Origin of the sequence: Paenibacillus xylanilyticus, assembly GCF_013359935.1 — a bacterium.
GTDB classification, from domain to species: Bacteria; Bacillota; Bacilli; order Paenibacillales; family Paenibacillaceae; genus Paenibacillus; species Paenibacillus xylanilyticus.
In genome coordinates this window covers 71562-83673 of the sequence record NZ_JABMCB010000187.1, presented here as the reverse complement: position 1 = coordinate 83673, position 12112 = coordinate 71562, and the positions used below count along the sequence as shown (strand labels likewise).

The window sequence follows — 12112 nt, the reverse complement described above, 5'->3', positions numbered from 1 at the left end:
ATCATTTTTTGCAATTGTGAAATCTCAAATTCTGAACTCTATTAATATTTGAATATGATCAAAAAAACACCCTCGGGAGCAAATCCGCATCTGTTGACACGGTTAACTCACCAAGGGTGTTGGTTGATCAGTTATTATATAAGCGGTTTAATTTCTGCCGTAATACAGCTTGCGATTGGTGATATCCACCAGATACAAGATGTCTATACCATTCGCATTACGCTCTACACTGAGCCTCTCAATTGGTTTCCCGGAAGCAATTGATGTTTGGGTCCAACCGCCATTACCATTCGGAACCGCCATATAGGCACGGTCTGTTCCGCTATATTTTGTATAGTAGACTCGAACGTTCGACCCGGTCCATGTAATATCAATTCCTGCTCGGGTCGCCGTGGCATTATAGACCGTCTGCTGATTCCATCCTCCCGCCTCGTATGAAGCATATTTCACAGAGAAGTTGCTGCTTCCTTCCTCACGATATCGGTAGACAATCTTCGGATTGCCTGCAGAATCAACAGCCAGCTTGGCGCTCTGGATGCCCGGTCCTCCTGGATCTCCTCCATCCTTAACATAGGCCTCGGATGGTGCCATCGATTGCACAATATCCACATTGCCCAATGATACGGGTGAGGAAATTACACTGCCGTCCGCTTTATAAAAGGTGCCTGTAGAAGGTCTGTATTTTACATATGACAAATCATGACGAAGTGCGCTGGATACAAAGGCCGACCATTCAAACAAGATGTGCAAGTCGCCTTGTGCATCGAAAACCAGATCATTGGGATAGAATGACCGACCAGCATTGGCACCAACTACCGCGACTTGACTCCAGCTGGACTGAGCATTATTCCAACGGAATAACAAGCCAGGTCGATAACCGGTTGAATCATCACTTGATCGGATCAGAAGATAGACATCGCCATTGGGTGACGTTGTCAGTACGGGATAGGTTCCTTTGAACGTCGTGAAGGAGGGCATATCTGAGGAATGATTTTGCGGGGTGCCTCCAACGGTATCCGACCTGAAATAACGCCAGCTGTCATTGTGCATCGAAGCAAATACATGAAAGCGACCGCTGCCATCGCGGGCAATGGAGGGTTGATTATGTCCAATGTCATCGTTATATTCGGCAATGACACTGCCATTCATAACTGGAATGTTGGACCACGTACCTGATCCATCCCGCCTTGCTATATTGACCGTATGTGTATTCTCTGTGCTGCCCGGAGCGTTGTAAGCCAAGTACGCATACTCAGATCCAGTACCATACGTCTCAAGTGGTGACCACCATCCTGCCTGATTGCTCGAATCAATTACATATGGCACCTCAGTGAGTGTGGCTGCTGCCATACCTGTGCTCGCTGGCAGTACAGAGATGAGCAGCGCTGCAGCGGCGCCTATCTTCCAAAACCTGCTTCTTCCCAAGATCATCCGCCTCCTTCATGAATGGTGTAACATGAATTTGTAGAGAATAGGATCCCCGGCCGGGATAAATAAAGCGCTTACACTTTACTGACTGGCTTGTTGGCGCCATAATCATCGTAACATGTGATTTCCCTTGACCGTCATACACAAAATCATGTTTTGATAGAACAAAATTTTGATATTTAAGCATTAAGACAAAGCGAATAGAACATTTCACCTTTTTGCTTATTTGGCTTCGAATCTTCGATGAATGGGATCGCAGGTTGCTATAGAAAATCAATAAAAAAAACTCTGCCAACAGAAATGCCAGCAGAGTTGTAAGAACCGATCCGTTTGTGCACATTTCCCCCCTGTGCTATTTTGCCTATACTCTTCTAAATATCAAATCGTCTTGATAACGCTTTTGTCCAAACCTGATTTCTTCCTCTTGTACTGGTGACGGTAATAGTGATTCAGCTACCGGGTTCCCCGTATGATCCAGAAAGGTTGCAACCTCTACGCTATCATGACTCAAGCATATCTCGTCCATCCAGCCTTCTCCAGAGATTTGCAGCGCCGTCACTTCCTGTCGAGTCAAGCTGCTCTCGTTTCGGTGCACCGGCAATCTTGTTACTTCTAAGACAGGCACTTCTTTTCCATAAGGAACGATAAGTGTTTCCAAAATGGTACGTCCTGCAGCCTGGATCGTCCTCTTCACAACCGGACTGACCTCGTATTTTCCCAAGCGGTAGTTAAGTCCTGATTCGATAACCAGTTGAGCATCCTCTGCCTTCTGCTCCGGAAAAACAAGCATGACATTGGCTTCAGGATCATTGGTCCGAATACGGCATGTTTTCCAATCTCCAATGACATCTCCTGTTGGAAGGTGAAAATATTGCTCCACCTTGTGATCTTTATCTGCTTCCAGAATATCGACAATTAACCAATATCGGTTTTTGACGTGGAGCACCTTACGGGAATGGATAACCGGATCAGTGAAACGTGTATATCCATAATGACTGGCAAACCAATAATCGTATGCTCCTGTATTACGAATGTCCCATATTTTACAAGCTGCTGTTTGCTGCGTACTCCAGTGCATTCCCCGAACATGCTGATCCTGTTCATCCACTACAATTGTATTGTGGGCCCGGGTGGATACGGCATATTTGCGCTCCCTGTTCCATTCAAACAGCCCCATGCCCGAATCACGGATCAGTTCCCTGCCACCTGCAAATAAAATGACACTGAGTGCATCCGAATGTGCATGTCCTCCAATGCCCTTGCCTGCACGCATCGCAGCATACATGGCATTCTGCTGCCAGTTCTCTCTGGAAACAAGATACCCTCCAACACGAAAGTCTGCCGATGTCGCCACTGGCTGCTCAGAAACGATCTGTTTATACGGCTGAATGGCCTCCGGTCCAAATCTCCACAACAGTGCAAAAGGGAGTTCTTCATATCCCAGGTATTTCAAATCTCCCCGACCGAACAGATAGGCTCCCGTACTGAAAATATTGCGGATTTCCCGTTCATCCGTTTTGTCCGTATCCCCAAAGCGCAACAGCTGGCCGTCCGGAGTACGAAGTTGAATCAACACATCCAACATCTTCACCAGAGTTTCCTTATAGATTTCCGGAGCCTCAACGTCAAGTCTCTGGAATAAGGAGACCAACTCATAAAGGTCCCGCATGACAATAACATGATAGTTGGGGCTTGCTTCGATCTGAACTCCATCGTCAAATACATTTTGCCTGATGAACGCTGGCAGTTCACGCAGGGCATAATCAAGCCACGCGGATGATGCCTTCAATTCGGGCAGCAGCAAGGCCACCTGAATCAGCCCACGCATCTGCATGCATACATGATTTCCATCAGAAGCGTGAAATGCACGAACATAATTCCCATGCTGGAGAAATGATTTGATCATTTTCATTTTTACCTCCGGCTTGAAAGACGCTGAGCCAAAAAAGGTAACAAACGCCTCGGGAATCTGGAACAGCCTGACGCCTACAGACAGCGGATCCCACGTGCAGTGCTCGCCCCGAAAGGTGCCGTCCTTAGGAACTGGATTATCATCAATAAAGTGCTCCATCATGTCGTTGAAGCATTGGGCATACTTTTCGTTTCCGGTAAGGCAGTAAGCTCTGGATAATCGCTTCAGGTACACGAATCGGGTGAGGTGCAGCTGATACTGTGAGCTGTCATACAGCCAACTGTTCCAATCATACTTGTTATCAGGGAACACAACCCGGTGCTCTTTGAATATAGGCAGGTCGCCCTGCACGATTCGGTCCGCTTCGGCGATATCCCGGAGGGCGCCCTGATCCCGTGAATATTTCGATTGTACAACCTTCATTAATTGAGGCACATCCGATATATCAAAATAATACCGCCTTCTTGATGTGGATGCGATAAGTTTTAGAAAAGCATCGCGCGCAGCTTCAATATTCCCCTTTTCCAGGTACAATCTGGTTTCCTGCAGTTCCGGGAGCTCCAAATTCACATCATTCAATAGAAAGTGTTCATCGGTCGGTAATATCTGCGTATATGCGGAATTATGCCGTAGATCTTTGTATCCGTTCAGTGTCATAATCAGTCTCCTTTATGGCATCGCCTGAGTCAGAACGCTTATTCTTTGATTGATCCCAGCATGGCTCCTTTGGCAAAGTGTTTTTGCAAAAAGGGATACACCACCACAATGGGAAGCATCGCGAGCAGAATCGCTGCGTTTTGTACATTCGGTCCCAGATTGGCGGCTAGCTGTGCGTCAAGTGCAGCCTCGGAGGAAATATTGGAGGCACTAATCGTCACCATCTGTCGCAGCAGCGGTTGAATTGGCCAGCGATTGGTATCGTTCAGATAGATAACCGATGAGAAAAAATCATTCCAGTATTGCACCACAAAAAACAATGTGAACGTCGCAATGATCGGTTTGGAGAGCGGTATAACAATTGAAAACAATATGCGAAATTCTCCAGCACCATCCATTCTTGCCGCTTCATCCAGACTTGGTGGCAGGCTCTGAAAAAATGTGCGGATGACCAATATGTTAAAGGCACTCGTTGCCGCAGGCAGCACAATCGCGCCATAGGTATCGATGAGGTGCAGATTTTTGACGACTAGGTAGGTGGGGATCATTCCTCCATGAAAAATCATGGTGAAGAAAATGAGCAGCAGAATAATACGGCTGCCGGGAATCCCTTTTTTGGACAACGTGTAGGCTAACATAATGGATACAATCAGACTGATGCAGGTACCCAGTGCCGTAATGATCACCGAGTTTTTCAGTGAATTCAGGAAAGATTTCGCACCAAGCAAATATTGATAGGCATCGAGCGTCCAGTTTTTGGGCCAGATAAAAAAGTTCCCTGCCATGGAGTCCCCCGGAAGACTGAAGGACACAGCGATGATATACAGAAAAGGCAATATTACGGTCAGGCTAATCAAAATGATCATGATGGCCAGGACCATGTCAAACCACGAAAATCGTGCTTTCATGTCGCTACACTCCCGTCTAGAAGATACCGTCCTCGCCAAGCAATCTCGCGGCATAGTTGGCTGCCACAACCAGAATGAGACTGACAACTGATTTAAACATGCCTACTGTTATGGCGTAACTGTAATTAAACTGCTCCAGTCCGACATTATAGACAAACAGATCAAAAACGTTTGACACCTCCAAATTGAGGCCATTGGACATCAGGAAGATCTGCATGAAGTTGGTATCCAGGGATGAACCCAGACGAAGCAGCAGCAGAATCACAATGGTACTCTTGATGCCTGGAAGGGTAATATGCCAAATATTCTGAAAACGGTTTGCCCCGTCGACCTTGGCTGCCTCGTATAATTCGGGATTGATTCCGGCTAATGCAGCGAGAAAAATAATGGTCCCCCATCCTGCATCTTTCCAGATGGACTGAAAGATTACCAAGGGTCTGAACCATTCATTACTGACCATAAAGGCAGCACTGGTGCCAAACCACTGTTCGAGATAATAATTGATTACACCCGATGGACCGAAAAAGGAAATGGTGATCCCGGAGATAACGACCCAGGACAAAAAGTGTGGCAGGTACACAATCGTCTGTGAGATTCGCTTGAACAATTCCAGCCTGATCTCATTCAGCATAATGGCAAACAAAATGGTAAATGGAAAATAAACAATCAGGTTCAGCAGGCTGAGAACAAGCGTATTTTTGAGAAGCATGTAGAAGTCAGGCGTACTGAAAAACTGTTTAAAATGATCCAATCCCACCCATGGACTATTCCACATCCCCCGGAAGGGACTATAATCCTTAAATGCAAGAACCAGCCCTGACATGGGAACATAATGGAACACAATAAAATAGATGAGTCCCGGCGCAGCAAGCAGATAAAACGGCCATAGTTGGCGGAATCGTGAGAACCTGGCGTTACGAAGCACTGTCCTTCCTCCCTTCCCTTACAGCTGTCCAGTCCACAGAAAGCCTGTCATACTTCGATGTGTGACAAGCGTCTCTGTAACCGGAATACGAATTGCATGTCTCTTCGTCAAATCAAAAGGTTATTGATCAGCCTGATACTGATCCATCAGTTCTTTCGTAATTTGGGCTCCGATCCCGTTGGTCCAGACGTCGATTTCGTTTTGGACCGGTTCCCACTCCACTTCACCAATGACATATTTGGTCATGATTGCACTCATTTTTTTGTAGCTATCCGGATTTTTGCTGGCAGTCTGCGAGTTATAGATGAGAAATGGATTCTCTATGCCATGTTGGCTGATCGTATCAAGTGATGCCTTCTGCACGGCAAGAATGTCTGGTTCCTTGGATGTGGCATACACGTACGGATCTACACGATTCTCCAGAACGAACTGACTGGGTTTATCCACGTCATACTGTTTTTTCTCTTCTTCGGTTTGAACAACAATGCCATCCTTGTAATCACTTGCATGAACGCCAATGACTCCCGTTTTGCTGAATGCTGCGTTCTCCTCCGATGCCGTGAAGTCCAGAAACTCCACAATCTGTTTCACCTTTTCTTCTGAGACAGAACTTGGTATAGTCCAGAGTCCATAATATCCTCCCAGCACCGGGACGCCTTTATCTCCATTGGGACCTTCGAGAATATCAATAATGGCAATTTCCGCATCCGGGTCAGCCTGCTGCAATTTGGCAACGTTTGTTTCCGCAAGATCACTGACATTCCCCGCATACACACCAACAACACCTGCCTGGAATTTACTTCTTGCTTGCTGCTGGTTTTTGAGAACAGGCGCGTCCTTGTCGATCAGCCCTTTGCTCCATGCGTCCCGCATCCAGTCAAGGAAACTCTTGAATTCCGGTGTCTGAAAATCACGTACAGGCTGGTTATTATCCAGCTTCCAGGTGAGTGGAACGCCGAAGGCAAACCCGATGGGAGACACCCCTCCGAAGGGTCCGGGGGAACTTGTTGCATCTGCACCATACACGGATAGGGGAATTGTCTTCCCGTTTCCTGCCGGATCATTCTCTTTAAAAATCTCCAGGGCATGCGTCAATTCATCCATCGTTTTGGGAACTTCGAGATTGTATTGATCCAGCCAGTCCTTTCGAATAATCATGCTGGCTTCTCCTCCACCATAGAGTCCGCGAGGCCGGGGAATACCGTACACTTTTCCATCCACCTTGGCGTTGTTCCAGACCGCATCTTCAATCAAGCTGATATTCTTCGTAGCCTCCAGGTAAGGTGTCAGATCGTGGAATGCTCCCATATTCACCAGGTTATTAAACTTGTCATCCTTGCCGCCATCCATTAACAGCAGATCATAGGAATCTCCAGCAGAGACGGCTACCGAGAGCTTATCTGCATAAGCCTCCGAGGGAACAAACGTTACATCGAGATCGACATTACCGCGTTTCTCCAGATCTTCAAGCGCTTTGTTATTGTCTGTAGCAGGAGGATCACCGAACAGAATGGTCATGGCCTTAATATGCGTTGGCTTGGATGAGTCCCCGCCTGTCTCCCCTGCCGATTCGGTTCCACTTGAACAACCCGCTAGCAACACACCTATCATCATGACGGCCATACCTTTGGCTAACCATTTCTTTTTCATTTTCATACCCATCCCCATTCGTCTGAGTTCTTAAGCCTTATCAGTATCTTCGCTGCTGTACAATTTGGATTATAAGAAATTCACCTCAAGCTTCACATGTCGATTCCGAGCTAAAGTGTAACCATTTTTAATATTTTTGAAAACGCTACCACAAATCGCGGGAAAATCATATTATAATATAAAAAAATCAATCCTGTTACGGAAGTGATCCCATGTCGTCAGCATTTTTGCGTTTTTTGACTCGCAGCTTCTATATCAAAATGATTCTGATCATGCTGGCCAGTTCCATTATTCCGCTGATTGTACTCTCAGCCATTTCCATCCGTGTCTCAAGCACGACTGTAGACAAACAGGTGAATCGGCTAAACGCACAACTGGTGGATCAAGTGGTAGACCGAATTGAATTAACCATGAGCCGTTTTCGTGAAGTAAGCGAACAGTACTCCAGAATCACTTCAATTCAGGATGCACTTGTATCCCCTTCCGAGCAATATTTTGAGGAGGTTGTCCGTAAAAAAGTATTGATTTCCGTATTAAGCACTGCGTCTGCTATTATCGGCAATGTGGAAGGCGTACAGGTCTACTCCGCCATTACCGGGGAGATTCTCTCTTCTACCAATGCCCCTGAAGCAATGGACAATTCAAAATATAAGGCACTGATTGAATATTACTTGAATTCCGGCAAGCAGGGACTTTTTCTGGACAAGCATTCGATCCCGGATGTGGAAGCATTAGACGAATCCACTTTTTACATTTCACGAATCCCATACTTCCAGTACGAGGATCTTAAGGGTGTACTGCTCATATCCATGAATAACAAGGAATACTTGCGTCAAATTCAGCATATTGAACTCGGCTCAAGTGGAGCCATTTCACTCGTAACAAGTGATGCCCAAACCATTGCCACTACCAGCAAGCTGTCTGATGCTGAAGAACAGCGACGGATTCAAGGGATTTTGAATCATTGGCGGGAGCTGGGCAGTCCCAATCAGTTTGACATGGGTTCATCGATCATCTCTGTTAAACAGACGGCTACTTACGACAAATGGATCGTTGTCAGTGAAATTCCGTCCCGGGAGCTGAACCAGCACACGACCATTATCCGGCGTACCGTTACTTATGTTCTCGTTCTGCTTGTCAGTCTGGGTGCATTAAGCGTTATTGGTTTTGGTTATCACTTATATCGTCCCTTACAGGCAGTGAAGCGACAGGTGCAGGCGATCAAAAATGGGCAATTCGATGCCAGGGTTACTCAATTCGCCAACAACGAAATCGGGGACCTGGGTCGGATGCTCAATACAATGGCTGTTCGTATTCAGGATCTGATGGTGGACTTGCAGGAGTCTGAGGATTTGAAGCACAGGCTGGAGATCCGTGCTCTGCAATCCCAGATTAATCCCCATTTTATGTATAACACCCTGAACACCATCCGCATGTTTGCCATGATGAAGGATTATAACCGGATTAACTCTTTGATGGGCAGACTTGTCTCCCTCCTTCGCTATTCAATGGAAAATGTTGAACAAACCGTCAGCCTCCAGGAAGAAGTGGACTACTTGCGGGATTATATTGCCTTGCTTAACATGCGGTACGAATGTCAGATTACCTTGCAAACCTGTATTGCGGAGCCCTATCAACAACTCAGCATTCCTCGGCTCAGCCTGCAGCCACTGATTGAGAACGCTGTCTTCCATGGCATCCTGCCAGCCAGGATGGATCAGGGTTCCATTCATCTCCGTGTCTTCTCATGCTCCACACGAGAGAGAATCGTCATTATTGAGGTAGGTGATAACGGCGTTGGCATGGAAACTGATGCGCTCAACAAGCTAAGAGGACACCTTCTGCATGATGAAATTGGGGAAAATATCGGACTGCAGAATGTCTGGATGCGGATGAAGCTGTTCTTCGGCTCCAGTGCCCGAATCACACTTTCCAGTCCTTCGGATGAAGGATTAACGATTCGGTTTGAATTGGAACAGGATAAAAATAACGTCAAGGGGGGAGATGCGGATGAGTAAATACAAGGTCATGCTTGTCGAAGATGAGCTCCCGGCCAGAACGGTATTCCGTGAAATGATTCTTCAGAGACAGGATTTGCTTGAACTGGTTGGCGAAGCTTCAGACGGAAAAGGCGGTCTGGAACTTTATGAGCGGCATCAGCCCCACCTTATTGTTACGGATATTACGATGCCTGGCATGAACGGGCTTGATATGCTGCGGAGCATCCGGGAAGGTCATCAGCCGCAGCCCCTGATTGTCATATTGACCTGTCATCAGGATTTTCATTTTGCTCATCAAGCCATCTATCTAAATGCCGATGTCTATCTCATCAAGGACGATTGCCTGACCGATCCGCAACTGCTTGCCCGGACACTCGAAGAGCTGACCCGGAAAGCCGGAACCCTGGACGAGACGCGTGTGAAACAGCAGCAGCTTGAACAGCAGGTTCGCTCTAATGAAATGGAGATTGAACAAAATCAATTTCTGGAAATGCTGCGCCATCCCGTTGCGGAGCAAAAATGGCTGGACGGATTGGAGCAAGCTCAGCTTCCTGTTCGTACAGGAACCTTTAAGGTGCTGCTTGTGGAAATAGATCGTCATTCACTGCGATTCTCTCTTGAACAACTTGGAGAGAAAAAGCTGTGGCAATTTGCGGGGAGCAATGTCATGAAGGAATTATTGAATGCGCGTGGCCCCAACAAAGTCGTTGCACTGGATAGAGAACGTTTCTTTTCCATTTATGACGATCAGACCAATCGGGAATATCCTTCTTTTTTGGATCAGCTGCAGCAGGCATTAACGAGCAATCTGAAAATGAGTGCACTGATACTCGAAGTTTTTTTTGCCCAGGGAATTGCAAGCCATATTGAAACATTAAAAAGGCTGGCTTCCGCACCCTATCCATTTTTCTATCAACAACAGCAGGTTGCAACTGAATCCGTATCCAGGCTAGTGTTTCATTTTCAGAGCATACCTGAACAGATGACACGGTTCTGGACCAAAACGATCAAGTCTGCCTTCATGGAAACCATCTCGAGGGCTGCCGCAGCGGATCAAGTGCGTCATTCCTTTTTCATGCAGGCTGCTGAGTTACGATGGGATCCGGAACAGATCAAATCCCTTTATCTGCGCATTGTTCTGGAGCTGGGAGCGTTTGTAATCGAAGCACGTGGAGGGGCTGACATCGAAGCTGAGTTCCGAAAAAGGCTAGAAAACTGCCAAACCTTCCATGCCGTACATGATGCAAGTCTAACCTCTTTTCTCAAACTTCAGGCATTGCAGGGGGATGAGTCGCGGCTTGATGCGTCCATCTACAAAATTGTACAGCAGATCAATGAGGATTTGTCTTATCCGTATAAACTGGAGGAATTGGCCGGATCCATAAATTACAGCGTGCCCTATTTCAGCAGCATGTTCAAAAAAAACATGGGTGAGAGCTTCATGCAGTACCTCACCCGTCTACGACTGGAGAAAGCCAAACTGCTTTTATTAACTACGGATCAGAAGACATTTGAGATATCGGAAGCCATTGGATTCGAAAACTACCGATCCTTCAACCGGGTATTTAAGAAGGAAACAGGGGTATCTCCCTCCGACTTTCGCCAGATCCGTCCGAATTGATCACCATTCGGTTTGCTTGGCTCCCAAGTTCGCGATAAATTGGCGTAATGCATGAGATACCCATTTCCGGGTATGAATGACCAGCTGGATTTCCAATCTGAATTCGCCGTGATCCAATGGCAAAACAGCGAGTTCCTCCCGGCGTATTTCATCCATCGCAGTCATTTGCGGCAGAAGTGAAATGCCTGACCCTGCCATAATGCTTCTTTTGATAGCTTCTGGACTTCCGAGTTCGAGACCTACTTTATAGGGTATTCCGTTTGTTCTCAGCACCCTCTCCAGCAGCTGCCTGTAATTGCAGGTATCCTCAGGCATAATCCATTCCTCGTCAGCCAGATCACTCAGCTCGATTTTCTGCTTATGGGCAAGGGAATGATCTGTGTTAACAATGAGAACAAGCGGCTCTTCCCTGATCGTTATCCACTGCAAGCCTGTTTCGGACGAAGCATTGGCAAGAATAAGCCCTACATCTGCTTCTCCCTCTCTCACTTTCTGCAAAATCATGTCTTCCCGATCCGTCTGCAGCCGAATGCCAAGTTCAGGATACTGCTTACGAGTGGTCTGAATTGGGGCAGGCAGAAAATAAGAGGCAAGAGAATCCATGGTTGCAATCGTAAGCGAACCTCCACCCTGTTTCGTCAGCTTTTCCTGGGAATGTTCAAAAATCTCAAGAAGTTGTCCGGAAAGTAAAAACAGTTCTTCCCCCGCTGATGTAAGCCGAATTTTATTGTTGTTGTAACGTTCGAATAATTTTACTTGGTATATTTTTTCCAGCTTTTGAATCTGGGTTGTTACACTAGACTGTGCATAGCCCAGCTCTTCTGCAGCCTTCGTAAAACTTTGCCTTACAGCCACTTCACGAAAGGTTTGAAAATAGTTCAGATCCATATTCCTGGTACCTACCTCATCAAAATAATTGATAACACTCATCATCTATTATAGTTAACTATGATGCCAATTCCCATGGTAAAGTGAATTTAATATCATTTCAACATAAATGGAGGCCATATC

Annotated in this window: 8 protein-coding genes; 2 read left to right on the top strand and 6 right to left on the bottom strand. The window is 46.5% G+C overall.

The features are described from left to right. Positions 1-147 precede the first annotated feature (147 nt). The 5 genes from HP552_RS16260 to HP552_RS16240 form a co-directional block, all read right to left on the bottom strand. On the bottom strand, positions 148-1425 hold the full coding sequence (locus HP552_RS16260; protein WP_217506453.1) for a BNR-4 repeat-containing protein: 1278 nt from the start codon (positions 1423-1425) through the stop codon (positions 148-150). 364 nt (positions 1426-1789) lie between these two features. Beyond that, positions 1790-3997 (bottom strand): alginate lyase family protein, encoded by a 2208-nt coding sequence (locus HP552_RS16255; RefSeq protein ID WP_175396477.1) that lies wholly within the window; start codon positions 3995-3997, stop codon positions 1790-1792. Between the two features lie 38 nt (positions 3998-4035). Next, positions 4036-4905: a carbohydrate ABC transporter permease gene (locus HP552_RS16250; protein WP_175396476.1), complete on the bottom strand. Its 870-nt coding sequence runs from the start codon at positions 4903-4905 to the stop codon at positions 4036-4038. A 16-nt stretch (positions 4906-4921) separates the two neighbouring features. Then, positions 4922-5830: an ABC transporter permease gene (locus HP552_RS16245; protein WP_175396475.1), complete on the bottom strand. Its 909-nt coding sequence runs from the start codon at positions 5828-5830 to the stop codon at positions 4922-4924. A 120-nt stretch (positions 5831-5950) separates the two neighbouring features. Beyond that, a complete protein-coding gene (locus tag HP552_RS16240; RefSeq protein WP_175396474.1) occupies positions 5951-7480 on the bottom strand; it encodes an extracellular solute-binding protein in 1530 nt (509 codons plus the stop codon). A 212-nt stretch (positions 7481-7692) separates the two neighbouring features. Here HP552_RS16240 and HP552_RS16235 point away from each other — a divergent pair, with 212 nt between their 5' ends. After that, on the top strand, positions 7693-9498 hold the full coding sequence (locus HP552_RS16235; protein WP_175396473.1) for a cache domain-containing sensor histidine kinase: 1806 nt from the start codon (positions 7693-7695) through the stop codon (positions 9496-9498). After that, the gene (locus HP552_RS16230) at positions 9491-11101 is read left to right on the top strand and encodes a helix-turn-helix domain-containing protein (protein WP_175396472.1); all 1611 of its coding nucleotides are present in this window, start codon (positions 9491-9493) and stop codon (positions 11099-11101) included. Before HP552_RS16235 ends, HP552_RS16230 begins: the two co-directional genes overlap by 8 nt. Here the strand turns inward: HP552_RS16230 and HP552_RS16225 are convergent, their stop codons facing one another. Next, positions 11102-11989, bottom strand: a complete 888-nt coding sequence (locus HP552_RS16225) for a LysR family transcriptional regulator (RefSeq protein WP_175396471.1) — start codon at positions 11987-11989, stop codon at positions 11102-11104. It abuts the gene before it with no gap. Positions 11990-12112 lie beyond the last annotated feature (123 nt).

Bases quoted from the DNA above. Each gene is read 5' to 3' on its own strand.
- HP552_RS16255 (WP_175396477.1), bottom strand. From the start codon at position 3,997: ATGACACTGAACGGATACAAAGATCTACGGCATAATTCCGCATATACG.
- HP552_RS16250 (WP_175396476.1), bottom strand. From the start codon at position 4,905: ATGAAAGCACGATTTTCGTGGTTTGACATGGTCCTGGCCATCATGATC.
- HP552_RS16230 (WP_175396472.1), top strand. From the start codon at position 9,491: ATGAGTAAATACAAGGTCATGCTTGTCGAAGATGAGCTCCCGGCCAGA.
- HP552_RS16240 (WP_175396474.1), bottom strand. From the start codon at position 7,480: ATGAAAAAGAAATGGTTAGCCAAAGGTATGGCCGTCATGATGATAGGT.
- HP552_RS16235 (WP_175396473.1), top strand. From the start codon at position 7,693: ATGTCGTCAGCATTTTTGCGTTTTTTGACTCGCAGCTTCTATATCAAA.
- HP552_RS16225 (WP_175396471.1), bottom strand. From the start codon at position 11,989: ATGGATCTGAACTATTTTCAAACCTTTCGTGAAGTGGCTGTAAGGCAA.